This is a genomic window from Paraburkholderia sp. D1E (genome assembly GCF_052682275.1).
In genome coordinates this window covers 1,094,193-1,118,908 of record NZ_JBQYMB010000001.1, presented here as the reverse complement: position 1 = coordinate 1,118,908, position 24,716 = coordinate 1,094,193, and the positions used below count along the sequence as shown (strand labels likewise).

At 61.9% G+C, this 24,716-nt stretch carries 24 protein-coding genes; 13 read left to right on the top strand and 11 right to left on the bottom strand.

Features of this window, described 5'->3' with window-relative positions:
- Positions 1 to 24 precede the first annotated feature (24 nt).
- The 4 genes from ACUN0E_RS05305 to ACUN0E_RS05290 form a co-directional block, all read right to left on the bottom strand.
- Entirely contained in the window at positions 25 to 210 is a 186-nt protein-coding gene (locus tag ACUN0E_RS05305) for a DUF1427 family protein (protein ID WP_445565867.1), read from the bottom strand.
- Between the two features lie 46 nt (positions 211 to 256).
- Positions 257 to 1,222, bottom strand: a complete 966-nt coding sequence (locus ACUN0E_RS05300) for a quinone oxidoreductase family protein (RefSeq protein WP_445565866.1) — start codon at positions 1,220 to 1,222, stop codon at positions 257 to 259.
- A gap of 166 nt (positions 1,223 to 1,388) precedes the next feature.
- On the bottom strand, positions 1,389 to 2,228 hold the full coding sequence (locus ACUN0E_RS05295) for an AraC family transcriptional regulator (protein WP_445565865.1): 840 nt from the start codon (positions 2,226 to 2,228) through the stop codon (positions 1,389 to 1,391).
- Positions 2,229 to 2,432: 204 nt separating this feature from the next.
- Positions 2,433 to 3,377, bottom strand: a complete 945-nt coding sequence (locus tag ACUN0E_RS05290) for an AEC family transporter (protein ID WP_445565864.1) — start codon at positions 3,375 to 3,377, stop codon at positions 2,433 to 2,435.
- A gap of 125 nt (positions 3,378 to 3,502) precedes the next feature.
- Here ACUN0E_RS05290 and ACUN0E_RS05285 point away from each other — a divergent pair, with 125 nt between their 5' ends.
- Positions 3,503 to 4,369 (top strand): LysR family transcriptional regulator, encoded by an 867-nt coding sequence (locus tag ACUN0E_RS05285; RefSeq protein ID WP_445565863.1) that lies wholly within the window; start codon positions 3,503 to 3,505, stop codon positions 4,367 to 4,369.
- Positions 4,370 to 4,521: 152 nt separating this feature from the next.
- On the top strand, positions 4,522 to 5,058 hold the full coding sequence (locus ACUN0E_RS05280; RefSeq protein ID WP_445565862.1) for a GNAT family N-acetyltransferase: 537 nt from the start codon (positions 4,522 to 4,524) through the stop codon (positions 5,056 to 5,058).
- Positions 5,059 to 5,175: 117 nt separating this feature from the next.
- On the opposite strand, the gene ACUN0E_RS05275 is transcribed toward ACUN0E_RS05280, so the two are convergent.
- Positions 5,176 to 5,916, bottom strand: coding sequence for a GNAT family N-acetyltransferase (locus ACUN0E_RS05275; RefSeq protein WP_445565861.1), 741 nt, complete (start codon positions 5,914 to 5,916; stop codon positions 5,176 to 5,178).
- 108 nt (positions 5,917 to 6,024) lie between these two features.
- On the opposite strand from ACUN0E_RS05275, the gene pdxR reads away from it, so the two are divergent.
- The 3 genes from pdxR to ACUN0E_RS05260 all read left to right on the top strand — a co-directional run bounded on the left by pdxR (position 6,025) and on the right by ACUN0E_RS05260 (position 8,834).
- Complete coding sequence (gene pdxR, locus ACUN0E_RS05270; RefSeq protein WP_445565860.1) at positions 6,025 to 7,518, top strand: MocR-like pyridoxine biosynthesis transcription factor PdxR; 1,494 nt, start codon at positions 6,025 to 6,027, stop codon at positions 7,516 to 7,518.
- Positions 7,519 to 7,771: 253 nt separating this feature from the next.
- Positions 7,772 to 8,104, top strand: a complete 333-nt coding sequence (locus ACUN0E_RS05265) for a hypothetical protein (RefSeq protein WP_408233996.1) — start codon at positions 7,772 to 7,774, stop codon at positions 8,102 to 8,104.
- A 145-nt stretch (positions 8,105 to 8,249) separates the two neighbouring features.
- On the top strand, positions 8,250 to 8,834 hold the full coding sequence (locus ACUN0E_RS05260; RefSeq protein ID WP_445565859.1) for a flavin reductase family protein: 585 nt from the start codon (positions 8,250 to 8,252) through the stop codon (positions 8,832 to 8,834).
- Positions 8,835 to 8,930: 96 nt separating this feature from the next.
- On the opposite strand, the gene ACUN0E_RS05255 is transcribed toward ACUN0E_RS05260, so the two are convergent.
- The gene (locus ACUN0E_RS05255; protein WP_445565858.1) at positions 8,931 to 9,416 is read right to left on the bottom strand and encodes a GNAT family N-acetyltransferase; all 486 of its coding nucleotides are present in this window, start codon (positions 9,414 to 9,416) and stop codon (positions 8,931 to 8,933) included.
- 116 nt (positions 9,417 to 9,532) lie between these two features.
- The gene (gene punR / locus ACUN0E_RS05250) at positions 9,533 to 10,435 is read right to left on the bottom strand and encodes a DNA-binding transcriptional activator PunR (RefSeq protein ID WP_445565857.1); all 903 of its coding nucleotides are present in this window, start codon (positions 10,433 to 10,435) and stop codon (positions 9,533 to 9,535) included.
- A 202-nt stretch (positions 10,436 to 10,637) separates the two neighbouring features.
- On the opposite strand from punR, the gene ACUN0E_RS05245 reads away from it, so the two are divergent.
- The 6 genes from ACUN0E_RS05245 (at position 10,638) to thrS (ending at position 16,421) form a co-directional block, all read left to right on the top strand.
- Positions 10,638 to 11,078 (top strand): DMT family transporter, encoded by a 441-nt coding sequence (locus ACUN0E_RS05245; RefSeq protein WP_408234142.1) that lies wholly within the window; start codon positions 10,638 to 10,640, stop codon positions 11,076 to 11,078.
- Between the two features lie 199 nt (positions 11,079 to 11,277).
- The gene (locus tag ACUN0E_RS05240; RefSeq protein ID WP_408234008.1) at positions 11,278 to 11,907 is read left to right on the top strand and encodes a phosphoribosyltransferase family protein; all 630 of its coding nucleotides are present in this window, start codon (positions 11,278 to 11,280) and stop codon (positions 11,905 to 11,907) included.
- 1 nt (position 11,908) lies between these two features.
- A complete protein-coding gene (gene guaA / locus ACUN0E_RS05235) occupies positions 11,909 to 13,453 on the top strand; it encodes a glutamine-hydrolyzing GMP synthase (protein WP_445565856.1) in 1,545 nt (514 codons plus the stop codon).
- Positions 13,454 to 13,541: 88 nt separating this feature from the next.
- Positions 13,542 to 14,033 (top strand): putative molybdenum carrier protein, encoded by a 492-nt coding sequence (locus ACUN0E_RS05230; RefSeq protein WP_445565855.1) that lies wholly within the window; start codon positions 13,542 to 13,544, stop codon positions 14,031 to 14,033.
- A 5-nt stretch (positions 14,034 to 14,038) separates the two neighbouring features.
- Positions 14,039 to 14,926, top strand: coding sequence for a DMT family transporter (locus tag ACUN0E_RS05225; RefSeq protein ID WP_445565854.1), 888 nt, complete (start codon positions 14,039 to 14,041; stop codon positions 14,924 to 14,926).
- Positions 14,927 to 15,206: 280 nt separating this feature from the next.
- Positions 15,207 to 16,421 carry a threonine--tRNA ligase gene (gene thrS / locus ACUN0E_RS05220; protein WP_445565853.1) on the top strand — a complete coding sequence of 405 codons (1,215 nt, stop codon included), beginning with the start codon at positions 15,207 to 15,209 and terminating at the stop codon, positions 16,419 to 16,421.
- Positions 16,422 to 16,464: 43 nt separating this feature from the next.
- Here the strand turns inward: thrS and ACUN0E_RS05215 are convergent, their stop codons facing one another.
- From ACUN0E_RS05215 to ACUN0E_RS05205, 3 genes are all read right to left on the bottom strand, one after another.
- Positions 16,465 to 17,265, bottom strand: a complete 801-nt coding sequence (locus ACUN0E_RS05215) for an SDR family NAD(P)-dependent oxidoreductase (RefSeq protein WP_408234023.1) — start codon at positions 17,263 to 17,265, stop codon at positions 16,465 to 16,467.
- A gap of 80 nt (positions 17,266 to 17,345) precedes the next feature.
- Complete coding sequence (locus ACUN0E_RS05210) at positions 17,346 to 19,226, bottom strand: TRAP transporter large permease (RefSeq protein ID WP_408234026.1); 1,881 nt, start codon at positions 19,224 to 19,226, stop codon at positions 17,346 to 17,348.
- A 6-nt stretch (positions 19,227 to 19,232) separates the two neighbouring features.
- Complete coding sequence (locus ACUN0E_RS05205) at positions 19,233 to 20,252, bottom strand: TRAP transporter substrate-binding protein (protein ID WP_445565852.1); 1,020 nt, start codon at positions 20,250 to 20,252, stop codon at positions 19,233 to 19,235.
- A gap of 378 nt (positions 20,253 to 20,630) precedes the next feature.
- Between ACUN0E_RS05205 and ACUN0E_RS05200 the strand changes: the two genes are divergently transcribed.
- Positions 20,631 to 21,797, top strand: coding sequence for an acetyl-CoA acetyltransferase (locus tag ACUN0E_RS05200; RefSeq protein ID WP_445565851.1), 1,167 nt, complete (start codon positions 20,631 to 20,633; stop codon positions 21,795 to 21,797).
- Between the two features lie 68 nt (positions 21,798 to 21,865).
- A complete protein-coding gene (locus ACUN0E_RS05195) occupies positions 21,866 to 23,443 on the top strand; it encodes an acyl-CoA synthetase (RefSeq protein WP_445565850.1) in 1,578 nt (525 codons plus the stop codon).
- 73 nt (positions 23,444 to 23,516) lie between these two features.
- Here ACUN0E_RS05195 and ACUN0E_RS05190 read toward each other — a convergent pair whose 3' ends face one another.
- A complete protein-coding gene (locus tag ACUN0E_RS05190; RefSeq protein ID WP_445565849.1) occupies positions 23,517 to 24,680 on the bottom strand; it encodes a sigma-54-dependent Fis family transcriptional regulator in 1,164 nt (387 codons plus the stop codon).
- Positions 24,681 to 24,716 lie beyond the last annotated feature (36 nt).

Below are 24,716 nucleotides of genomic sequence, written 5' to 3'. Positions count from 1 at the left end.
GAAAAGGTATCGCGCGAGGATGCGTCAATGAATGCCGGCGGTCAGCCATGTTCGTACGAGCGGGATCACATGCTCACCGGCGAGCATGCCGAGTAACCCGACCAGGGCGACCGTCGGCGGCGCGGGCGATTTCACCTGCATCACGCTGTAGACCAAACCGACCACGACGCCGGCAACGAGCGAGATCAAATACGCTTTCATGTTTGTCATACCCATCTGAAATGCGGGCAGCCACGCCCGCCGGTCGTTTTGGCAATTACATCGTGATGACGACCCGGCCGCGCGTGCCGGCCGCCACTGCCTCATAAGCCTCGCGTGCCCGTTCGAGCGGGAATTCCTGTGCGATGGCCGGCCCTTGCAGCTTGCCGCTTTCGAAGCCTTCCACCAGCGCCGTCATCAACGGCGCCGATTCGGCGACGCCCAGCTTGGCGCTATCCACGCCGAGCAGTTGCGTTTCGTTGTGATAGAAGTCGATCAGGTCGAATTCCACACGGCGCTTACCCGTGGCGCTGATTTCCAGCACCCGGCCACGGCGTTTGGCGAGGCTCAGTGCAGTCTCGAATGCGACGCCGCCGACCGAGTCGTACACCACGTCCGCGCCGGCGCCGCCGGTCAATGCCTTCAGGCGTGCGGTCACGTTTTCGTCGAACGGAACGTAGTCGTCGATCAGCCGGCCCGCGGGCGTATCGGCAGAAAGCGGATGACGGTCGATAGCGATCACGCGAGCGCCCCGCGCTTTCGCGATCTGCACCACCGCGCCGCCGACTCCGCCGCCTGCGCCAATCACGGCAATCGTCTCGCCCGCTTGCAGGTGGGCGTACTCGACCGTGCCGAGCCATGCGACTACGAAGTTCACGCCGATCGCGGACGCCTCGGCGTGACTGAGCGTGGCCGGCTTGCGCGACAGGGCGGCGAGCGGGATCTTGATGAACTCGGCGTGCGTGCCGTCGCGCGTGAAGCCGATGTCGCCGCCGGTGCCCCAGACTTCGGCGCCAAGCCATGCCTGCGGGCCTTCCACTACGACGCCGCTGAAGTCGCGGCCGGGCGTGCGCGGCAGTGTCGTATGTTCGAAATGGCCGGACACGTTCTTGACGTCGCTCGGATTCACGGAGGCCGCCTTGATCTGCACGACGGCGCTGTCCGCGTCGGCCTGCGGCGTCGGCAGGTCGACGTATTCGAGCACCTCGGGATTGCCAGAAGTCTTGAACTGAATCGCTTTCATTGCGTGTCACTCCTGTCGGGTCGTTCGCTGCGTCGTGCAGCCAATGAGCGTAGTCTAGATGGCGGGTATGAAGGCGTTGAGACAAATACTTTCGAATTTCGGACAAGACGTGTCGGGTTAGCTTACGGACCGCGCTGGGAGCCGTTTGGCCGTTAGCGCGAAGGGCTCACCCGTTAGGGGACAGCTTGTCTTGCGCCTGCTCCAGCAAAACGTCAGAAACCGCCTCGCCGAGGGTCGCGCTCGGATCGAAACCGCTTGGCGGCACGCCTAACTCGTGCCTGAACATGTCGCTGAAGCTGCTTGGCCGGAAACCGAGCGAGTGCGCGATGCTGCTGACCGGGCGTCCTTCGGCGAGGCCGGACACGGCCACCGCCAGTTGCACCTGGCGCCGCCATTCGGCAAAGCCAATTCCCAACTCACGCGTAAAGAGGCGCGCCAGCGTGCGCACGCTCGCACCGACTGACGCCGCATGCTGCTCGAAGCTGATCGCGTTCGACGGGTTGTCGATTACCGCGCGGCACAACGCATCGAGCCGCCGGTCCGACGCATCGGGCAGTGCGATGCGCAGCGACGAGCGCGGCGCGTGCTCCAACTCCAGCATCGCGAGGCGATACGCGGCTTCGAGATAGGTTTCGTCGCGAGCATGGGTGTGCTCGTATTCCGCAATCGATGTGATGAGCTCGCGCAGCAGGCCGTTGATTTCGAACACGTCGCTGCGCCGGCTCAGATGGCCGACGTTGCGCTCGTGCAGATAGATATTGCGCATCTCCACTTCGCTCATCATGTGGATGGAGTGGACCGTACCGGCGGGCAGCCACACCGCGCGCTGCGGCGGCACGACCAGCGCTTCGCGGCCGGTTTCCACCCACATCACGCCCGAGACCGCATACAGCACCTGCGCCCAGGTGTGCGAATGCGGTTCGATGCGCAGCCCACGCGGGTAGCGCCGCGCAAGCGAGCGGGCGTTGTCCTCGTCGTGGAGTTCGGGTGGGCGGGCTTTGGGCACGGCGGTTCGGTTCGCTGTTCGCGGTCGCGCATGGAGAGTGCGGACCCTGACGGTCCGTGTGCGAAGCATAACGCGAGGCGTGAAACGGTGGATATTCGCGCACTCCGCAACCGGATGAGCGGTCGGCTGCTGTGCAGCGGCGAGCCGGCTCAAGTGCGGGCAACCACGCTGAGGGCGTTTAAGGGGTACAGCGCCCCGGCCCGCTTATGTGCGATGTCCCATCACCAGCAGCAGCAACGACAGGGTCACGACCGACCCGACCGTCGACAGCAAAATCGTGCGTGACGTGATGTGCGCCTCGCGCCGGTAGAACTCGGCCAGCATGAACGGGCCGGTGCCGGTGGGCAGCGCGGCCAGCACGACGGCCATCTCGACCAGCGCGGGAGAGAGTCCGAACACGCGCGCCGCGAGCCACCAGGTCAGCGCCGGCTGCGCCAGCAGCTTGACGCCGGTCAGCAGCAACGAGATGCCGCGCGCGCCGGCTTTGGATGGACGCTTTTCCGCGAGAAACAAGCCGAGGCTCACCAGGGCGCAGGGACTGGCGGCGCCGCTCAACAGCTTCAGAAAGGTCTCCGCACTTTGCGGCAACACGACGTGGGTGCTCGCGAACAGCACGCCCGCGATCGGCGACACGATCAGCGGATTGCGCGCCAGCGAGCCCAGCACTTTCAACCCCAGCTTGTGCGGCGTGCGTTCGGTTTGCAAGCCGACTTCGATCAGCACGATGGCAAGCGCAAAAAGCACGCACGCGACGAGGATCGTGGCGATCGTGGTCGGCGTCAGGCTGGCTGAGCCGAACGCGATCACGCCGAGCGGAAAACCGATGTAGCCGGTGTTCGGATACGAGGCCGCAATTGCGTCGACGCTCGCGTCGGCCAGATGCCGGCCGCTTATCATGCGTATGACGAGAATCGGCAGAAACACGCCGATGCACCCGATCGAAAACGCCGCGACGAAGGCCGGCTGATAGAGCTGCTGCCACGTGGCATGCGCCATCGTGTCGAATAGCAGCGCGGGCAGCGCCAGCCAGACCACGAAGCGGTTCAGCTCGGACGCGCAGTTCGGTCCGAGCACGCCGCGCCGGCGGCAGGCAAAGCCCGCGAAAATCAGGCCGAACACGGGAAGCAGAATTTCAAGCGTGGCTAACATCGGTGCAAAAAGGCGTGGGCGGACAGAGCGATGCGCCAGCGTAGTGGCTTGCGTTGATACAATCCAATACTGTTTTTCGCCTTCAATAATACCTTTTTTGCATCGTCATTCAGCCTGAGGGCGTCGTGATCGACATCAAGCCGCTACGCTACTTCGTGACACTCGCCGAGATGCGCCATTTTGGCCGCGCGGCGGCACGCCTGAATCTGTCGCAGCCGCCGTTGAGCCGGCAACTGGCGGCACTGGAGGCGAGCCTGGGCGTGACGCTGCTCGAGCGCAGTCCACGCAGCGTCACGCTGACCGCGGCAGGCGAGCGCTTTTACGTCGACGCGAAGGCGATCCTCGCGTCGGTGGAACAGGCGGTCAGCAACGCGCAAGCGGCGGCGCACGGAGATGCCGGCAAACTCACTATCGGCTTCACGATGTGCGCCGCGTACAACGTTGTGCCCGGCTATGCGCGCGCCTTCGGCGCCGCGTTTCCCGAGGTCGCATTGAATCTGCGCGAGGTCGTCTCGAACGACCTGGCCGCGCAAGTGCTGGCCGGCCAGATCGACGCGGCGATCATGTTTCCGAACGTGCCCGACAAGGGCATCGCGACGCGGACGATCCTCCGCGAACCGCTGTGCGTTGCGTTGTCGCGCAGCCATCCGCGGGCACGCGCGCGGCGTTTGAAGATCGCGCAACTGGCGGGCGAGCCGTTCGTGCTGGCGTCCGAGGAAGTCGCCCCCACTTTGCGCGCAACCATCCTTGAGCATTGCCGCTCGGGTGGCTTCGAACCGGATATCCGCTTCGAAGTGCAGTTGCAGCAGACCGTGCTCAGTCTTGTCGATGAAGGTGTGGGGGTGGCGCTGGTGCCGGCCTCGATGCGCAAGGCGCAACTCGCGGGTGTGGTGTTCCGGCCGCTGGTCGACGCGCCGCTGATCGAGCAGGTGCTGGCGTGGTCGCCGGCGAATCGCAATCCGTGTCTGGCGCGGTTTCTTGAGCTGGCGTGAGGGGCGGAAGCATTGATGCGCGGCGCGAGCGCCGCCAGGATTTTGGCATCGAACCTGGCGCGCAAAAAATCTGCGATCATCGCAGGCACTCTTCGACGCCTTTCTTCAACGCCTCTTAACCCCAAGCGTTTGCGCCAACCATCGGCCCGCCTATGCCCACCTGCCCCACGCTCCTCGCCACCGACCGCCTGATCATGCGTCCACACACGCGCGACGATTTCCTCGAGAGCTATGCGATGTGGTCCGATCCCGAGGTGATCCACTACATCGGCGGCAAGCCGTTCACGCGCGAAGAAGTCTGGGCGCGCCTGCTGCGCTACGCCGGACATTGGGCGATGCTGGGATACGGTTACTGGGTGGTACGGGAAAAGGATAGCGGCCGTTTCCTGGGCGAAGTCGGCTTTGCCGACTACCACCGCGAGATCGAGCCTTCGTTGATGGATACGCCCGAAATCGGCTGGGCACTCGACCCCGCCGTGCACAATCGCGGCTACGCGACCGAAGCCGTGCGCGCCGCACTCGCCTGGGCCGATGCGCATTGGCCGGACGGCGACACCGCCTGCATCATCGCACCGGAAAACCAGCCGTCGCTGAATGTCGCGCACAAGTGCGGTTACCGCGAACAGCACCGCACGACATACAAAGGCAAGCCGACCATCGTGCTGCGGCGAGCGGCTGGCGTTGCCTGATCCGTCGCGCGGCGCGTCATTTGAAGTCTCATCAGCCTGCGAAGCCTCGGCATCTCGTCGAGCCGTTGCATGCCGGCCCTCTAGCCGGCTTGCAACCCGCCCGCGAACCCGCCCGCCTTATTGACCGCCTTCGCTCGCCGCAGCCCGCTGCCGTGCGATGAGATCAACCAGCCGCTCAACCTGCTTGCCCTGCGCGTCGAAGTTGCCGGCGTCGAGCCAGCGCACATAGCTCGGACGCAGCGCAGGCCATTCGCTGTCGATGACCGAAAACCACGCGGTATCGCGATTGCGTTCGTGATAGACGATCGCCTGCCGGAAGATCCCCTCGAACGTAAAGCCATAGCGCAACGCCGCCGTGCGCGACGGTCCGTTCAGCGAATCGCACTTCCATTCGAAGCGGCGATAGCCGAGGTCGTCGAATACGTGGTTCATCAGCAGGAACATTGCTTCGCTGGCGATGCGCGTGCGCTTGAGGCGCGGGGAATAGGTGACATGCCCGACTTCGATCACGCCATTCGTGCGGTCGATGCGCATCAGCGCGAGCGTGCCGACTGCCTTGCCGGTCGCCAGATCGATCACCGTGTGGTGCAGCGGATCAGGCGATGCAGCCATACGCGTCAGATGCTCGCGATACGCGGCAAGGCTCTCGAACGGCCCGACATTCAGATAGGTCCAGTCGCGGCCATCGGGCGCCGAGCTGTAGGCCTCGTACAGGTCGGCCGCATGGTGTTCGACGTCCACCGGTTCGATCCGGCAATAACTGCCCACCAGCGGCTCGCGCCCGGGCGCCTGAGCGCCTTTCCAGCCCGGGACGGGGACGCCGATGGGCTGCTCGAATGCGTTGCGTCTGGGTTCCATGCCTGCTCTCCTGCGAGTTGTTGATGATCGTCGGTTATAGAGAACAATACGGCAAACGTGGTATGTTAAAAAGATCCACGGGAATAGTATTTGATAGGTCCAGCCGACATGATCGAGATCATTGGCCCGCTTGGCAATCCGGCCGCCGCGGCGACTACCAGCAACGGCGAAAGGCCCGCGCCGCTGCAAAAACAACTGATCGAGCGGTTGCAGCAGGCGATTCTCGCGGGCCGTTTGCCGGCAGGGTCGCTGCTGCCTTCGTCGCGCTTGCTGGCTGCGGAGATGGGCGTGTCGCGCAACACGGTAGTGATCGCTTACGAGCATCTGGCCGCGGTCGGCTATGTGGTGGCCGACAAAAAGGGCACGCGCGTGAGTCCGCTCTCCAGCCCTGCGGCACGTGGTGAACCGCAGACGTCGTCGGCCGCGCCGGAGGTCGCTTACGCGGCGCGCGTCGAGCAATTCGCGGCGACGCGCACCCACGCTGACAACACCTTGCCGCTTACACCGGGCACGCCCGCGCTGGACCGCTTTCCGCTGGCCGCCTGGCGGCGCGCGCTGGAACGTTCGATGGAGCGCGCGCTACCCCTCGCGCTTGGCTACGGCTCACCGGCAGGCGAACCAGCGCTGCGCGACGCGATCGCCGCGCATCTGCGTATGGCGCGCGGCGTACGCTGCGAGGGCTCGCAGGTGGTGATCACCGAAGGCGCCCAGGAAGCGCTGAACCTGTGCGTGCGGCTGTTCACCAATCCTGGCGACATCGCCTGGGTCGAAGATCCGGGTTATCGCGGCGCCAAGGCCGCGTTCAATCTCGGCGATCTGACCATGGTGCCGATACCGGTCGATCCCGAGGGCATCGCGGTACCGCCCGACGCGTGGCACACGCATACGCCGAAGCTGATCTACACGTCCCCCGCGCATCAGTATCCGACTGGTTCGGTGTTGTCGGTGGCACGCCGCCTGGAGCTGATCGCGCAGGCGCGCCGCTGCGGCGCCTGGCTGATCGAAGACGACTACGACGGCGAATTCCGCCATACCGGCGAGCCGATCGCCAGCATGCAAGGCCTGGTCGAGGATGCGCCGGTGTTGTACGTCGGCTCATTCAGCAAAACGATGTTTCCGGCGCTGCGCATCGGTTTCGTGGTGCTGCCGCGCGCAATCGCCACGCACACGGCTGTTGCGCTGCAGGAAATGCTGCGCGGCGGGCATCGGCTGGAACAGTTGGCGCTGGCGCATTTCATCGACAGCGGTGAGTTCGGGCGACATCTGGGCCGCATGCGGCGTTTGTATCGTGAGCGCCAGCAGGCGTTGCGCGATGCGCTCACCGCGTATTTCGCGCCGTCGCAGATCCTGGGCGGCAATTGCGGCATGCATCTGACGCTTCGCCTGCCGCCGCACATTTCCGATCGGACCCTCGCCGAACGCGCGCTCGGCAGGCGGTTGAACCCCCGTGCGCTTTCGGGTTTTGCGTTGCAGCAGCGCGAGGAGGCGAACGGTTTGGTGATCGGCTACGGCAGCACGTCAGCCGAGCAACTGGGGCTCGCTGTCCGCGTTCTGGCCGAGCTGGTGCGCGAGATGGCGTGCGCGTCGGGCAGCGGCCGGTAAGCCTGGCGAGCGCCAGACACGTCGTGTAAGTTTTTACGTTTGTCCGCGTGACCCATGTCGCGCTATCGTGTCGATTATGCGCGGCGATTCGGAAGTACGTGACGTTGACGAATTGCCCGCAGGTCATGCCCAGCGCGCAGCCGTGCAGCACCGCGTGATATGCGGCGTCCGCCTATCGGGCCGCTATCGAGTTCGGGCATGAAGAATGCCTTTGTTGTGGTTATCTATGACGATCTATCCGACCGGAGACGACATGAAGGAAATCGAACCGACTGCGTGGTTTGAGCTCGCCGCTCACACGCCCGTCCGTGAAGGCTGGTACGAAGTGCAGTTGACGAGCGGGGACACGGCATTTGCGAAATATGGCGAGGGCGTGTGGACCGAGAAACCGTTGCTGGTTTTCACACACTGGCGCGGTTTGTCCGCCGACCCAGCGAAAGCGGCCGAAGGCGAGACCGAATCGATCGCCGCGGAGGCCACCGCGGCTCAGGGCGTGCGCGCCGCATGGAACGCATTTTTCCCGGGACTCGGCGAGGAACAGCACAAACCGCTGGACGCCATGCCCAACGGTAAAGCCCCGCATTGACCCAAGCCGGTGCGGCGGCTTACCGGTTGCCGCGCCGCGATGTCTGCCAGTATTGCCGGTACGCCATGTTGGCGTACCCGTAATCAATCCGCTTTGCGCGTCCCCGCTACAATCTGCCTGATCCATTTGAGGCGGAAGAGCACGTATGAAAATCACCCGGGAACCCGTCGCATTGTCGCGGGCCACGCAGTTACTGAATCATGGACCCGTCACGATCATTACCAGCGCGCACGGCGGCCGCACGAACGTGATGGCGGCATCGTGGGCAATGCCGCTCGATTTCACTCCGCCGAAGGTTGTCGTGGTGGTGGACAGCCGCACGCTCACGCGGCAACTGATCGAAGCGAGCGGCGTGTTCGGGCTGCAACTGCCGAGCCGCGGGTTCGCCGCGCAGACGCTGGCAGTAGGCTCGAACGCGGGTGCGGAACTCGACAAATTCTCCGCCTTCAACCTTGAGACCTTCCCCGCACAGGAAATCGATGTGCCGATGCTCGCTGGCTGCATCACGTGGATGGAATGCAAGGTGATTCCCGACGATAGCCAGCGGCACGATCTGATCATTGGCGAAGTGGTCGCCGCCTACGCGGACAGCCGTGTGTATTCGAACAACCGCTGGCATTTCGGCGACGACCCCGATCTGCGTACGTGCCACTACGTGGCGGGCGGGACATTCTTCGCCACCGGCGATGCATTTGAGGTTGAGCCGGTAGCGAGTGGGGTGGCAGACTAATCGGCCGTCGGGCTGCGCAGGCGGTTCTTGCTGCAGATAAACAAGGCGCGCATCACTGATTACCTGCCTATGTTCCTGTTCCGCGCATAGCGTACCTCACGTATTGCCGTCGGCAAACGCGGTGAGTGCATCGCCCGCCAGGCGGTAGCGAACCCATTCGCTTTGCGCGCTCGCGCCAATCGATTCATAGAAGCCGATTGCCAGCTCGTTCCAGTCGAGCACGCTCCATTCGAAGCGCCCACAGCCTGTTTCGCATGCAATCTGTGCGAGGTGGCGGAGCATCTGTTTGCCCGCACCGCTGCCACGCGATGTCGGTGATATGTACAGGTCTTCCAGATAAAGCCCCTGTTTGCCGAGCCACGTCGAATAAGAAAAGAAGTAAACGCAGAAGCCTATCGGCTCGCCGTTCATTTCGCAGATCAAAGCCTTCGCGGTGGACGTGGGGGAGAAAAGGCTCGCTTCGATATCGCTAACGGTTGCGACAACTTCATGCTCCGCTTTTTCATACACCGCGAGTTCGGTGATAAAGCGGAGAATCAAGGCGGCGTCAGGTGTGTGGGCGGGGCGGATGTGGATGGTCAAGATGAGATGCTCGGTCGGTTTATGTTGCGGATCGAAGGGGCCGCTATGCGTGGCGGCGAATCTTCTGCCCCGCTATAGTACGTGACGACGGCTTCCGGGTAGTGAGGCCGGCCCGCTCACGAGATCCATTCGCGATGGAGTTTCTCGCTGTCGCCAAGATAATCGAGCACCCATTCCAGCACCGGTGGCGTCTTGCCCCCATACCAGGCGACACAACATGGCGCGGGCGCCTTCGGATGCTCTACCGCTTTCTCCACCAGCGTGCCGGACTCGATATAGGGTCGCGCAAGATGTACCGGCATGTAGCCGATCCCCAAACCTTCGGTGAAGCAATTGATTGCACGTTGCCAGTCCGGTACAACGAGTCTGCGTTGATTCGGCAGCAACCAGGTGGTCCGTTTCGGAATATCCCGGGACGTATCCTCAAGACAGATCGACGGAAACGCGGCCAGTACTTCATTGCTTAAAGGTGTTGTGACTTCAGCGAGTGGATGATTTCTGCTCACCAGAAACGCCCACTCGATCGATCCCATGTCCCTGAACTGAAAATCTCCGCCGACCGGCACGGCCGTGGTCGCGCCAATCGCGATATCGCTGCGGCCGGTGGTCAGCGCCTCCCATACGCCGTTGAATACTTCGATCCTCACGATGAGTTCTACATTGTCGAAGTGCCGGTAAAAATCCGCCATCAACGCGCTGATTCTGTCCGCACACACGATGTTGTCGAGTGCAATAGACAGGCTCGGCTGCCACCCGTTGGCCACGCGCAGCGTCTCGCGTTTGATCTCGTCGATCTTGTTGAGCATGCCGCGCGCTTCGTTGACGAAATGACGGCCTGCCTCAGTCAATTCGACAGTTCGATGCAGGCGGCGAAACAGCTCGACGCTGAGTTCCTCTTCGATGTTCCGGACTGCATAGCTGACCGCCGACGGTACCCGATGCAACGCCTTGGCCGCAGCGGTAAAGCTGCCGGTTCTGGCAATCAGGTCGACCAGTTGCAGCGATTCTATCGACAGCACAAAGGTGCTCCTCACTGTGAAACGATTTAACGGCACAAGTGAAAATATAGCGTTTCAGGTTTTAACCGGACAAGTAGATACTGTGCCGAGTTCGCTTATACGACAGGCATACGGGCCTGGCAATCGATAAATCGCGCATCGTCTACGGAAAAATAAAAATTCCGTTCTGTCAACTTATGCTGATGATTTGAATGTGGATATTATGTCAGGCAATGTGATTGGATTAACTGCGGTTGCTGTACTGGGCGGATGCGCCGTGGCATTACAAGGCCAGTTTATGGGCGTCATGGAAAAGAGCATCGGAACCACCGGCGGTATTTTCGTCAATTACGCGAGTGGTGCTTTGCTGGCGATCGTTCTGCTTTTCACGCTTCGCGACGGCAGCACGAGAGCATGGATGGCCGTGCCCTGGTACGCGCTGACCGCCGGTGCCCTCGGACTCGTGATCGCCGGTTCGATCGGCTATACGGCTTCGCGGCTCGGCTTGACCACGGCATTCACGATTATCGTAGGCACGCAGTTCATCGTGTCGCTGTTACTCGACCAGTTTGGCTGGCTGGGTGCGACAGCGCGCCCAGCGGACCTCACGCGGTTCGCCGGCGTGGGTGCGATTATCTTCGGAGTTTGGCTCACGTCGAAGTAGCGGCTCATCTGATCTGCGAGGGCATCGCCCGCTCGCCAAAACCGCGTCTTGTAGCCGACGCGGTTATCAACCCGGTTTTTCGTGACCTCCAGGACGTGCCATGCGGCGCTTTGCCGGGGCACGCGCGCGTCGTCGTGCCGACCATCGAAACGTATGACCGGCTACGACGACTTTAACTTTAAAGAAAGCAGGAGGCCAAATGTCCCCCAGCGATGTGGCTATCGATCTGATCCTCAACACAGAAGATGTCATTGCGTATCGTGCCGAGCGTTATATCGAAGTGAAACCAGGTCGACGCTCACCCATTCATATTAATTTCAAAAATACGCTTCCGCATAAACCGGTAAGGGAAACGCTGGCCAATCTGTTATCCGAGCAGATGGAGAAAGACGGCATTACTTATGTATGCGGACTGGAAAGCGGAGGCAGCTATTTTGCGTCGCGTTGTTCCGACAATCTGGCGGCACCCCTGTCGCTCTATCGGAAGGACGAAAAGCGGCATGCGGAAGGCGGGCGGCTAGTGGGTACCGATCCGAAACCCGGCAGCAAGGTTGCGATTGTCGACGACACGCTCGTGTCGGGCCGGACAGTCGAGCCCGTGGTCGACTATCTGCGGCAGTTCGCCGGCGAAATTCACTTGTACACGATCCTGAGTTACGGTCTCGACGCCCTCATCAAACGCCGTTTGCAAGTGACGAAAATCACGTCGATTGCGCAGATTGGCTGCCTTGTGAGAGCGGGTGTCGAGAACGGCAAATTTGGCTTGCAGGATGCCGAAGAGATCGAACGATTTATTGAAAAACAGGCAAAGGAAAACGGAGTAAATTGATATGAGCCAGGACATGATTGTTGTACTCGATTTCGGTAGCCAGTACACCCATTTGATCAAGGTTGCGTTTGACTCAATCGGCGTGCCCACGGAGATCGTGCCCGCGGATTTGAAGTATCGCGACTATGTCCGCGACGGCGGCCGGCAGTTGAAGGGTGTCGTATTTTCTGGCGGCGCGTCGTCGGTGAAGTTGAACGATATTGCGTTCGACCGTGATTGGCTCGAAACCGGTTTGCCGGTGCTGGGGCTTTGTTATGGCCATCAGTTGCTCGCGAGCTTGTATGGTGGCAGCGTCGGCAAGGAGCAATCGGAGTTTGGCGATACCAAAGTGGACGTGCTCGAAACTGGCGAACTGTTTGCGGGCGTGCAGCAACAGCAGATTACCGTGTGGATGAGCCACAACGATTCCGTGTTGTCCGTACCCGAAGCGTTCCGCGTCATTGCGCGTAGCGCGAGCGGGGCGATTGCCGCGCTTGAAGATCCAAAGCGGCGCTTGTACAGCTTGCAGTTCCATCCGGAGGTGTCGCACACCGAATCCGGTACGACGATGCTGACTAATTTTGCCTTCCGCATCTGCGGCGCGCAGCCGGCAGAAAAGTGGACCCCGCAGGCGTTCGTCGAACAGAAGATTCCGGAGATCCAGGCGTTCGTTAAGGATCGTCGCATCATCGTTGGTTTGTCGGGCGGCGTCGATTCTTATGTGATGACGAAACTGATTCGCCGCAGCGTCGAAAAAGATCAACTGGTCGCGATTTATGTCGATAGCGGCTTGATGCCTACTCAGACCGAATTCGAAGTTGAGCGATTCTGCGCCGACAACGATATTCATCTGCAGATCATTCGCGAGGCTGACCGGTTCTTTGGCGACCTGACCGGTGTGACCGAATCGTTCCAGAAGTGCAAGGTTATCGGAAAAGCGTTTATCGACGCATTTGAAGTCGTCGCGAAACAGCAGTGTGCCGAAGTATTCGCACAAGGTACGATCTGGTCGGACGTAGTGGAAAGCGGCGTCACGAAGTTCTCTTCTCAGATCAAGCCGCACCACAATGTCGGCGGACTGCCTGAGCGATTGAATTTCGACATGCTGGAGCCGCTTCGCTATCTGTTCAAGGATCAGGTGCGCAAGATCGGCGCGTACTTCGAATTGCCCGACTATGTCGTGCACAAGAAAGTGTTTCCAGGTCCGGGCTTCGCGATTCGCGTGCAAGGCGAAGTGACGCGTGAGCGGGTCGCGTTGGTTCGGCAGTCCACCGAGATTGTCGAGGACGTGATCAACAATTCGCCGGTGTCGCGCGACGTGTGGATGGCGTTCAGTATTCTCGTCGACGTGCCGAGCCTTGGCGTGAAGGGCGACAAACACGTGAAGAATGAGCAGGCCATTGTGGTTCGCGCGGTGGAATCGACCAACTCGATGACCGCGAACTTCTCGCGTAAGGTGTTTCCATATCTGGCGGAAATATCAAAGAAAATTACCGATCAGATGGATATTGGCCGAGTCGTCTACGACATCACGGATAAGCCGCCCGCAACGATCGAGTGGCAATAAGAACGGCGCGCTGAACGGACGCGCGATGGAGACCGGACGCTCCGCTGGATAGTGCGGGGCGTCGTTAGAAGGACATTCGGGAGCAAAGATGGCGGCCCTGTTGAAACGAATCGTTTCCGGCGGACAGACCGGCGTAGACCGCGGCGCGTTGGACGCTGCATTGGATATGCAATTTCCCTGCGGTGGGTGGTGCCCTGCGGGAAGACTGGCGGAGGACGGATCGATACCGAATCGGTATCCGTTGACCGAACTCCCGAACGCAGGCTATGAAGAGCGGACGCTGCAGAATCTGCTCGATAGCGACGGCACCGTGGTGATTCACTTCGGCATTCTGAGTGGCGGCACGCTCGAAACCTGCGAATGGTGCGTGGCGCGAGGCAAGCCGATGAAGATCATCGACGCTGCCACGATGCCGCAAACCACGGCCGCTGAAGAGATTGGACGGTTCACGGAGCGATATAACATCGAAACGCTGAACGTGGCCGGTCCTCGGACGAGCAAGGCGCCGCAGGCACAGCAATACACGCGCGACGCTCTCACGCTGATGCTGGAGCGCTACGTCAAGCCGTTTCTGAAGTGACCCGTATGGGCGGCGACCGTAACCGTGGTGTTCTATACGCATGTGCCGGCGTGCTGATTCTGAGCGTGGACACCTTGCTGGTCCGTCTCGTCGGCCCGGTAGATCCGTTTCTGATCGCCTTCTGGCGCGGCGTGTTCATGTGCGCCGCCAGCGTGGGTATATGTCTTTGTTTTGCGCGCGGAAGAATGCTGTTGGCGTGCTCCGTCAGGCTGCGTCTGTTCTGGTTGGTCTCGCTTTGCTACGGGCTCGCTTCCTTATCTTTTGTGTGCGCGCTGCGCCGCACCGACGCCGCAAGTGTGCTGTTCATCATTTCCGCAGCGCCGCTGTTTGCGGCGCTGCTTTCTCGTCTGGTGTTGAACGAACAGACGCCCGCGCCGACCTGGCTGGCGATGCTGGTGGCGCTCGGTGGCATCGGCCTGGTTCAGCACGGCAGTATCGGGGAGCTTCAGACTTCGGGGAACGCCATGGCAGTGGCGAGCGCATTGGCAATGAGTGCTGCCTTTGTCGTTTCCCGTAAGAGCGCCCGAAACATGGCGCTGGCGCCTGCCGGCGGTGGTCTGTTAAGCGCGTGTGCGGTTCTACCGCTACTTGGTCGCGTGGGATTTGTTGAAGACGTGCAATGGCACTGGATGAGTATTGAGGCCGGTGTGGTGGTGCCGATCGCGTTTGGCCTGATCGGTTTGAGCACACGCTTTCTTGCGGCGCCGCAGCTCGGTCTGATTCTGTTGCTCGAAACGCTGATCGGGCCGGTATGGATCTGGCTGATTTTAGGCGAGCGCCCTTCGGCGTTCGGGCTGATCGGCGGCGCGGTCGTCCTGAGCGCGCTTACGTTTAACATCGGCATGTTGGCGTCGCGTTCGAGGTTCGCGCCGCAGCGCAGTCGCGCTGGCTGAGGCGCATCCCATGCGTTCATCGAAATTACAATTGACGTCCCCTCGCAAAATCGTTTACTGTGGATCCATGGACTTCCACTCGATTCCCTTTGCTGCCGTTACCACCACGACGACCACCTTCACAGGCGGGTCGTCTGGAGGTTGCGCACGCTAGAAGCAGGAAGCAGTGGCAGACCACCAAAGGCCCCGCCGGAAACGGACGGGGCCTTTGGCGTTTCTGGACCTCCGTTTGCGGCAGCGATCCGCAATATCTGCAAATCAAATCAAACGGAGCGTCATCGTGAACGACATCGACCATCGTGTACTGGGCAACAAACTCGACCTTTTCCATCAACAGGAAGAAGGCGCCGGCATGGTTTTCTGGCACCCGCGCGGCTGGGAGCTGTACCGCGTGCTGGAGGACTACATTCGCGCCCGCATGCGGCGCGCAGGCTTTCGCGAGATCCGTACGCCACAATTGCTCGCGCGTTCGCTGTGGGAGAAAAGCGGGCATTGGGAGAAGTTTGGCGCGGCAATGTATTCGCTGGCCGACGCGGAAGAAGGGCGCGCGCTGTGTTTGAAGCCGATGAGTTGTCCGTGTCACGTGCAGGTGTTCAACCAGCGCGTGCGGTCGTATCGCGAGTTACCGGTTCGGTATAGCGAATTCGGTGCGTGTCATCGTGACGAACCTTCGGGGTCGCTTGAAGGGCTCAAGCGTACGCGTTCTTTCGTGCAGGACGATGCGCATGTGTTCTGCACGGAGGCGCATATCGAAGCTGAAGTCGGCCGTTTCTGTTCGCTTTTGCGTGCTGTCTATGCGGACCTCGGTTTCCCCGGCTTCAAGGTAGCGCTAGCCACGCGGCCCGCGATGCGCGCAGGCAATGATCAAACGTGGGACCGCGCGGAAGAGGCGTTGGCAAATGCGGCGCGTGCGGCAGGCCTCGAATTCGACGTACTCGAAGGCGAGGGCGCTTTTTACGGCCCGAAACTGGAGTTTCATCTGATGGACAGCCGTGAACGCAGTTGGCAATGCGGCACGATCCAGCTCGATTTCATGCTGCCGGAGCGGCTCGACGCGGAGTTCGTCAACGAGCGCAACGAACGTGAGCGGCCGGTCATGATTCATCACGCGGTGCTCGGCAGCATGGAGCGTTTCATCGCAATGCTGCTCGAACATCACGAAGGATGGCTGCCGGTCTGGCTCGCGCCGGAGCAGATCGTGATCGCGACGATCAGCGATGCGAACGCGGCTTACGCGCAAGAGGTCATGCAGGCGTTCGACGAAGCCGGCATCAGAGCGCTGCTCGACGGCCGACCGGAGCGATTGGAGAAGAAGATCGTCGACGCACGCGAAAAGCAGGTGCCGATTTTTGTCGCGGTGGGGTCGCGCGATGAGCGCGACCGGACGATCAGCATTCGTATGCGTGACGGGCAGCAGTCGACGCTTGCAATCGCAGCGGGTGTCGACCATTTGCGGCTGGCCGCGCTGCCGCCTCCATTGCGATCCAGTCTGTGACGGTCGCCATCACCGATCGGCGCAGTGCAAGGGCGCCGTCCTCCTAGATCTCCAGCACGCCCGCCGCCATGAAGCCGCCGTCCACCGGCACCGTCTGGCCGTTCACATACGACGCCTGTTCGGAGCACAGGAAGCGGACCACGGCGGCGATTTCCGCTGGGGCGCCATAACGCTTCGCCGGCACCGCGCGCGTGTAATTGTCGCGCGCGACTTGCGAATGGAGATCGAGTGTCATCGGCGTGTCGATCGGTCCTGGCGCGACGCCGTTGGTCGTGATGCCGTATTCGGCGAGCTCGATCGCCATCTGGCGTGTCAGTCCGACCACTGCGGCCTTAGAGGTGCCGTAGGCGGTACGTCCCGAACTCGCCCGCAGTCCGCTGACCGAGGCGATATTCACGATCCGTCCCCAGCCGTTCTTGCGCATCAGCCGCGCAGCGTGTTGACCGCACAGCATAGGTCCAGTGACATTCACATCGAAGACCTTGCGCCAGTGCTCGACCGGATAGTCGAGAAACGGAAATGTCTTCGCGATCCCGGCATTGTTCACGAGGATGTCGCAGCGGCCGAACTGGCTCTCGATAGTGCTGAACGCTGCGTCGATTGACGCGGGCGCTGACACGTCGAGCTGCATGGCATACGCCTCGTGACCGGCTGCGCAGAGCGAGCCGGCGAGATCATTCGCGGCATGCCCGTTGATGTCGCCGATGAAGACGATGTGTCCGGCTTCAGCAAGCTGCTGTGAAATGGCCGCACCGATGCCGGCGCCGCCGCCGGTGACGAGCGCGACGCGCGGATGAGTGAGGGCAGACTGGCCACGGCGGGCAGTTTCAGTAATCAGGTTCACTGCGAACTCTCGAATGATTGAAAACAGCGGAAAGAAATGGGCTTGAAAGGAGACTTCAAAGCGCAGGTATCAAAGCGCATTCACTTCAAAAAACCGATCGACAGCCACGGCACGAACGCGACCACCAGCAGCGCGATGAACAGCGCGCCGAGATAACCCCACACGCGGCTCACGACCCGATCCGGAGACACCTTGCCGATCGCGCACGCGGCATAGAAGCCCACGCCCATGGGCGGCGCGAACAGACCGAGTCCCATCGACAGGATCACGACCATCGCGTAGTGCACGTCGTGAATGCCGAGCGCCCGGGCTACGGGAAACAGCAGCGGGCCGAACAGCACGATTGCGGGAATGCCTTCGAGCACGCTGCCGAGCACCACGAACAACACGATCGACACGCACAGAAACGCGCGTGGACCGCCAGGTATCTGTTCCATCGCCGACACTAACGACGCGGAGAAACCCGATTGCGTGAGCGCCCAGGCCATCGCGGTGGCCAAACCGATGATCAGCAGAATCGCCCCCGACAGACTTGCGGTGTCGAGCAGCAGCGAATAGAAGCGGCGCCATTCGATCCGGCGTCCGCACAGATGCAGCAGCACGCCCGCAATCAGCGTGTAGGCGATACCGATGGTCGACACTTCGGTGGCGGTGGCCGCGCCTTCGATCACCACCGCGCGAATCAGCATCGGCAGTGCGAGCGCGGGCAGTGCGATCACAAAGGTGCGCAGGATCGTGCGCATCGGCGCGCGCGTGCTGTTGCTCGGCGGTTCGTGCCGCGCGCGCCGCCAGCAGACGAAGCCGATCGCGATCGTCGCGACCACGGCCGGCATGATCCCGCCGACGAACAGCGCGGTGATCGACACGCCGCACACCGCGCCGATCGTAATCAGCACGAGGCTCGGCGGAATCGTTTCGGTCATCGCGCCGGTTGATGACAGCAGCGCGACCAGTTCCTCGGGCTTCGCGCCGCGCCGCTGCATTTCGGGGAAGAGTGCGGGTGCAATCGCCGCCATGTCGGCGGCTTTCGCGCCGGAAATGCCCGACACCAGAAACATCGCACCGAGCAGCACATATTGCAGACCGCCGCGCACGTGGCCGAGCAACGCGGCCATGAAGTCGATCAGGCAACGCGCGAGACCGCTCAACTCCAGCAATGCGCCGAGCAGAACGAACAGCGGCACCGACAGCAGCACCAGATTCGCCATCCCTTCATCCATCCGGCTCACGACGATGCCGAGCGGCGCGTGCGTCATCAGCACCAGATAGGCGAGGGTCGCGGTGCCGAAGCTGAATGCGATCGGCACGCCGCCCGCCACGCACAATCCCACCAGCACGACGAAGAACACGATCAGGTTCAGATTGCCGAGCGCGAGCAGATACGGTTGTGCGATCCACAACGCAGCGGCGATCGCCCCTGCGGTGAGCAAGGCGCCGACGAACTGTCCCGGGCTCACTTCACGCGCAATGCGGGCGAGCGCCGCCATCAGCATCAATGCCGCACCGACCGGCAATGCGGCGCAACGCCAGCCATCCGGCAGTTGCAACGCGGGCGTGCTGACCGGCATCTGCAGGTTCATGTGCTCGATTGCCGGCGTGATGATCAACGCGACGAAGGTGCAGACGGTGAGTGCGCTGACGGCTTCGAGCCAGCCGCGCCATTTCTCCGGCAAGCGCGTGACGATCGCGGTGAGACGCATATGCGCGCCCCGATGCAAGGCGAGCACGGCGCCCAGCATCGCCAGCCAGCTAAACAGGATCGACGCGAGTTCGTCGGACCAGATCAGCGGCTGGTTCAACCCATAACGAAAGATCACGCCGCATAGCAAGATCACCGTTTCGGCAACGACAAGGCAGGCCGCCACCGCGCCTACGCCGTGCATGACCCAATCGACGGCCGTCGTCAGGCCGCGTGCGAGCCAGCCGTCGTTTTCCAGTTTCTTCGTCAAGGTTAGATGCATGATGCGTCAGGCGAGCTTGCCGGTGTATTTTTCGAGGGCGGTCCACGCGTCGTCGCCGAACTTTTTGTGCCAGTCGGCGTAGAAGCCCGTCGTGGTCAACTGGCGGCGGAACGCATTGATATCGACGTCGTTGAATTGCAGGCCTTTCGCTTTCAGTTCCGGCATCAGGGACGCGTTCAACTTCGCGACGTCCACGCGTTCCTGCACGGCCGCGTCGTTGACGGCGTTTTGCACGATGGTCTGCAGGTCCTTTGGCAGACGCGCGAACGATTGCTTGTTCGCGAGGAACCAGAAGCCGTCCCACATGTGATTGGTCAGCGAGCAATACTTCTGCACTTCGTAGAGCTTGGCTGCGGTAATCGTAGCGAGCGGATTCTCCTGGCCTTCGACCACGTGCGTTTGCAGCGACGAATACACCTCGGAGAAATTGATGCTTGCCGGCGACGCACCGAGCGCCTGGAACATCGACGTCCAGATCGGACTCATCGGCACGCGCAGCTTGATGCCCTTCAGGTCGCCCGGCACGTGGATCGCCTTGGTGCTGGTGGTGGTTTGGCGGTAACCGTTGTCCCATATCTTCTCGAACGCGAACACCGAGGTCTTCGCGATCTCCTGGCGCACGCGCGCACCGAGTGCGCCGTCGAGCGCGCCCCACACCTGGTCGTAGTCCTTGAACGCGAAGCCGACGCCGGTGATCTGCGCGGCCGGCACGAGGGTGCCGAGAATCAGCGGCGACAGCGTGAAGTAGTCGATCGCACCCGAGCGGACCTGCGACAGCATGTCGGTGTCGCTGCCCAACTGGTTGTTCGAATACACCTGGAAGTCTATCCGTCCTTTGCTTTCCGATGCGATGCGCGCGGAGGCTTCTTTCGCGCGGATGTTCATCGGATGGGTGGCGGGCAGGTTGTTCGCGTACTTGAGAGTGAATTCGGCAGCGCGCGCGTAGCGGCCATGCAAGCCGGCAAACGACGCGGCGGCGGCAAGAGAGGCACATTTGAGAAAGTCGCGCCGGGTGGTAACGCTCATCGTCTGTCTCCTGAGTTTTATGTTTGCCGTATCGAAGGCCGGCGTTCAGTTAAAAGCAAATTGGATGCCATTTGGCGCGAGCCGCGCGGGCGTTAGCGTTGCCGCGACAGATGAGGGTTATTGCCAGGCGGCATAAGCCGTGCAGGTGTCGAGCGAATGCGACACCTGTCGCATGCTTTGTGTCGCACGCGTTGGCTGTGACGAGCGGTATGCTCAGGCGCCGCGCGCGAACGGCATTGCACGCTGTTTTCCTTGCCTGGCGAGCGTTGATGCGGCGCGCTACGGCAAACGCGGCGCGCCCGCTGCATCGTGGCTGTGCTCGATTGGCCTGGCTCTTGCATAGAGAGCTGCCATCACCAAGCCAAGGAGTCGTTCGCAATGCAACCCACCATCATCGGATGGAGCCATATCCCGTTCGGCAAACTCGACGCGTTAGACATCGAACGCATGATTGCCGATACCGCGCTCGGCGCGCTCGATCACGCCGGCGTCGAAGCCGGTCAGATCGATTCGATTCACGTGGGTACCTTCAACGGCGGTTTTGTCTATCAGGATTTCCCGTCGGCACTGGTCTTCAATGCGATTCCTGAATTGCGCTTTACCTCGACGGTGCGTTGCGAAAACGCCTGTTCCACCGGCTCGGCCGCGGTGTATTCCGCGCTCGATGCTGTCCGCTCGGGCCGCTCGGCCTGCGCGCTGGTGATCGGCTACGAAAAGATGACGAGCCTGCCGACCGCCGAAGTCGGCAAGGTGCTGCAAAAGTGCTCGTATGCGATTGAAGAGGCGGACGTGCCAGGTGGTTTCGCGGGCATTTTTGGGCAACTCGCGCAAACATATTTCGACCGCTATGGCGATCAGTCCGACGCACTGGCGGCGATTGCCGCGAAAAACCATCACAACGGCGTGTCGAATCCCTATGCGCATATGCGGCGCGATTTCGGCTATGACTTCTGCCGCACGCCGTCGGAGAAAAATCCGTTCGTCGCCGGGCCGCTCAAGCGGACCGATTGCTCGATGGTTTCGGACGGCGCGGCTGCGTTGATCATTGCGTCGCCGGACATCGCGCGGCGCGCGCTTCATGCGGTCGAGTTTCGTGCGACGGTGCAGGTGAGCGACTATCTGCCGCTGTCGCGGCGCGATCCGATTGCGTTCGAAGGCGCGCGGCTCGCGTGGAAGCAAGGTCTCGCGCAAGCAGGCATGACGCTCGACGATCTGTCGCTGGTCGAAACGCACGACTGCTTCACGATTGCCGAACTGATCGAATACGAAGCGATGGGTCTGGCCGAACCGGGCCAGGGCGCACGCGTGATTCTCGACGGTGTGACCACGAAAGAGGGGCGTTTGCCGGTCAATGCATCCGGCGGGCTGAAGGCAAAGGGGCATCCGGTCGGTGCGACCGGCGTGTCCATGCACGTGATGGCGGCGATGCAGGTGAGCGGCCAGGCCGGCGCCATGCAGATTCCGAATGCGCGTACGGCTGGCGTCTTCAATATGGGCGGCGCGGCCGTGACCAACTACCTGAGCATTCTCGAAGCACGCCGCTGAAAGACATCAATTCGCCTGGACCCCACGATGCGCGTCTCTTCATTTCTCTTTCTTCAAAGCACCTGCTTATGCTGACCACCGTCATGAACCTCGGGAATCTGCTGACCGATGCAGCCCGACGCCACGCCGATCGCCCCGGCTTCATCCACGCCGAGCACAGCACGAGCTGGCGCAACATCAACGCGCGTGTCGACGCGGTCGCGCACGGTTTGACCCGGCTCGGCATTGGCAAGGGCGACAAGATTCTCGTGCATTCGCGTAATAATCTGCCGCTCTTTGAAAGCGCGTGGGTCGCGTTCAAACTCGGCGCCGTATGGGTGCCGACCAACTGCCGGATTACCGCAGCGGAAGCGGCGTATCTCGGCGAATCGAGCGGTGCGAAGGCGATGATCTACGAAGCCGGCTTCGTAGATCATGTCGATGCGGTACGCGCGGCGTCGCCCGCATTGCAGCATGTGATTGCGATCGGCAAGCCGCGTGTGGGCGAACTCGCCTACGAGACGCTTGCGCAGCAGATGGACGCGCCGCCGTTTGCCGCAGTGGACGTGGACCGCGACGATCCGCTGTGGTTCTTCTATACGTCCGGCACCACCGGCCGCCCGAAAGCCGGCGTGCTCACGCACGGGCAGATGGCGTTCGTGCTGACCAACCATATTGCCGATCTGATGCCCGGTTTGACGCACGAATCGCGCTCGCTCGTGGTGGCGCCGCTCTCGCACGGCGCGGGTATTCACGCAATGGTCAACGTGGCGCGCGCGGCGGCCAGCATCCTGCCGGCCTCGGAGAAGCTCGATGCGGAAGAAGCGTGGACGCTGGTGCAAAAACATCGCGTCGACAATATGTTCACCGTGCCGACGATCGTCAAGATGCTGACTGAGCATGAATCGGTGGACCGTTACGATCACAGTTCACTGAAGTATGTGATTTACGCTGGCGCGCCGATGTATCGCGAGGACCAGAAGCATGCGCTGCGCAAGCTCGGCAACGTGCTGGTGCAGTACTACGGGCTGGGCGAAGTGACCGGCAACATCACGGTGCTGCCACCCGCGCTGCACACCGCCGACGATCAGGCTGCCGACAGTCGCGTCGGCACCTGTGGCTATGCACGCACCGGCATCGAAATCGGCATTCTCGACGACGAAGGCCATCGCCTCGCGGCGGGCGCGAGCGGTGAAATTTGCGTACGTGGACCGGCGGTGTTCATCGGCTATTACAACAACGTCGAGGCGAACGAGAAGGCCTTCCGTCACGGCTGGTTCCATACCGGCGATCTAGGCCACCTCGACGAACAGGGCTTTCTGTACATCACCGGGCGCTCGTCGGACATGTACATTTCCGGCGGCTCGAACGTCTATCCGCGCGAAGTCGAAGAAGCGATTCTCACGCACAAGGCTGTGCAGGAAGTCGCGGTGGTCGGTATGCCCGATCCGAAGTGGGGCGAAATTGGTGTCGCGGTGGTGGTGCGGCGCGAAGGCTGGGCGCTCGAGGAGGACGCCTTGCTCGCGCATCTCGAACCGCATCTCGCGCGCTACAAGTGGCCGAAACGCTGCGTGTTCTGGGACGCGTTGCCCAAGTCCGCTTACGGCAAGATCGTCAAGAAAGATATCAAAGCCTTGCTGGCTCCAGCGGCCACGGTGCAGGAATAACCCACCATCGATGGATATCGGTACCGATGCAGCACGTGCCCTGGCAAGCACGTCGCCGCGTCGAAGCATGAGTTCAGCCGTGATCTGCCATCAACATATTGCTGCCAAGGTCGCGTACGTGCGGAATGCGAAACTGCCTGAGCTTGCGATACAACGACGCGCGACAAATACCGAGGTCACGCGACGCGGCCGAGATATTCCAGCGGCTCGCGGACAGCGCGCGCAGAATATTGTCGCGTTCGCTCGGCGGCGCGACCGGCAGGCGCGACGCTTCAGCATGGCGCGCAGTGCGCGATGCGCCGTTCATGGCGTCGTGCATGGGTGCGTATCGGGTGTCATGTGATGCGGCGTACGGATGCGGTGCCGCCTGCAATGCCGCATCGAGCGTCGAACGCAGACCCGCATGTGCGCCCACACCTTTGCCCGGATGCACATTGGCCGGCAGATCGCCGGCGCGGATCAGGTCACCGCTCTTCACCGCGCATGCATATTGGAGTGCCGCACGCATCTGCCGCAGATTGCCCGGCCATTTGCAGTGCAACAGAATCTCACGGGCTTCGCGGTCGACGTTGGCGTCGAGCGTCATGCCCGGCGCTTCGCATTCGAGGATTGATTGCAGCAGCCATTCACGGTCGTGCCGTTCGCGCACCGGCGGCAGATGCACAATCCCCACGGCGATCCGGTAATAGAGATCTTCACGGAAGGTCCCCGCTTCGACGTGCGATTCGATGTTCTGATGGGTTGCACAGATCAGTTGCAGATCGACCGCAATCGGTTCGGCCGAGCCGATCGGCGTCACTTCGCGTTCGGACAGCGCGCGCAGCAAGCGGGTTTGCTGGGCGGCGGGCATATCGCCGATTTCGTCGAGGAATAGTGTGCCGCGATGAGCGAGCACGACCTTGCCTTTCATGCCGGTCGAGAGCGCGCCGGAGAACGCGCCACGTGCGTAGCCGAACAGTTCGCTCTCAATCAGATTCTCTGGAATCGAGCCGCAATTCACCGACACCAGCGCCGCCTGCCGGCGGCTGCTGTAGTTGTGCAGCGCACGGGCGAGATATTCCTTACCGGTGCCGGTTTCACCGAGGATCAGAATGGGAAGTTGCCGGTCGATGAGCAGGCGGGCACGCGATAGCGTGGCCAGCATTGTCGGATCGTCGCCACATAGTCGGCTAAGAGGTAGCCCGGATGAGCGAGTTGAGTCTGCACGGGCGCGGTCCAACGGGTCGTGGGCGGTCATGGCATCTCTCTTGGTCTATTTGATTGGCAGGATCGG

What these genes read in the sequence shown, in the direction of transcription:
- ACUN0E_RS05305 (WP_445565867.1), bottom strand. Translation starts at nt 210, where the DNA reads ATGACAAACATGAAAGCGTATTTGATCTCGCTCGTTGCCGGCGTCGTG.
- ACUN0E_RS05300 (WP_445565866.1), bottom strand. Translation starts at nt 1,222, where the DNA reads ATGAAAGCGATTCAGTTCAAGACTTCTGGCAATCCCGAGGTGCTCGAA.
- ACUN0E_RS05290 (WP_445565864.1), bottom strand. Translation starts at nt 3,377, where the DNA reads ATGTTAGCCACGCTTGAAATTCTGCTTCCCGTGTTCGGCCTGATTTTC.
- ACUN0E_RS05280 (WP_445565862.1), top strand. Translation starts at nt 4,522, where the DNA reads ATGCCCACCTGCCCCACGCTCCTCGCCACCGACCGCCTGATCATGCGT.
- ACUN0E_RS05275 (WP_445565861.1), bottom strand. Translation starts at nt 5,916, where the DNA reads ATGGAACCCAGACGCAACGCATTCGAGCAGCCCATCGGCGTCCCCGTC.
- pdxR (WP_445565860.1), top strand. Translation starts at nt 6,025, where the DNA reads ATGATCGAGATCATTGGCCCGCTTGGCAATCCGGCCGCCGCGGCGACT.
- ACUN0E_RS05265 (WP_408233996.1), top strand. Translation starts at nt 7,772, where the DNA reads ATGAAGGAAATCGAACCGACTGCGTGGTTTGAGCTCGCCGCTCACACG.
- ACUN0E_RS05260 (WP_445565859.1), top strand. Translation starts at nt 8,250, where the DNA reads ATGAAAATCACCCGGGAACCCGTCGCATTGTCGCGGGCCACGCAGTTA.
- ACUN0E_RS05245 (WP_408234142.1), top strand. Translation starts at nt 10,638, where the DNA reads ATGTCAGGCAATGTGATTGGATTAACTGCGGTTGCTGTACTGGGCGGA.
- ACUN0E_RS05240 (WP_408234008.1), top strand. Translation starts at nt 11,278, where the DNA reads ATGTCCCCCAGCGATGTGGCTATCGATCTGATCCTCAACACAGAAGAT.
- guaA (WP_445565856.1), top strand. Translation starts at nt 11,909, where the DNA reads ATGAGCCAGGACATGATTGTTGTACTCGATTTCGGTAGCCAGTACACC.
- ACUN0E_RS05230 (WP_445565855.1), top strand. Translation starts at nt 13,542, where the DNA reads ATGGCGGCCCTGTTGAAACGAATCGTTTCCGGCGGACAGACCGGCGTA.
- ACUN0E_RS05225 (WP_445565854.1), top strand. Translation starts at nt 14,039, where the DNA reads ATGGGCGGCGACCGTAACCGTGGTGTTCTATACGCATGTGCCGGCGTG.
- ACUN0E_RS05210 (WP_408234026.1), bottom strand. Translation starts at nt 19,226, where the DNA reads ATGCATCTAACCTTGACGAAGAAACTGGAAAACGACGGCTGGCTCGCA.
- ACUN0E_RS05205 (WP_445565852.1), bottom strand. Translation starts at nt 20,252, where the DNA reads ATGAGCGTTACCACCCGGCGCGACTTTCTCAAATGTGCCTCTCTTGCC.
- ACUN0E_RS05200 (WP_445565851.1), top strand. Translation starts at nt 20,631, where the DNA reads ATGCAACCCACCATCATCGGATGGAGCCATATCCCGTTCGGCAAACTC.
- ACUN0E_RS05195 (WP_445565850.1), top strand. Translation starts at nt 21,866, where the DNA reads ATGCTGACCACCGTCATGAACCTCGGGAATCTGCTGACCGATGCAGCC.
- ACUN0E_RS05190 (WP_445565849.1), bottom strand. Translation starts at nt 24,680, where the DNA reads ATGACCGCCCACGACCCGTTGGACCGCGCCCGTGCAGACTCAACTCGC.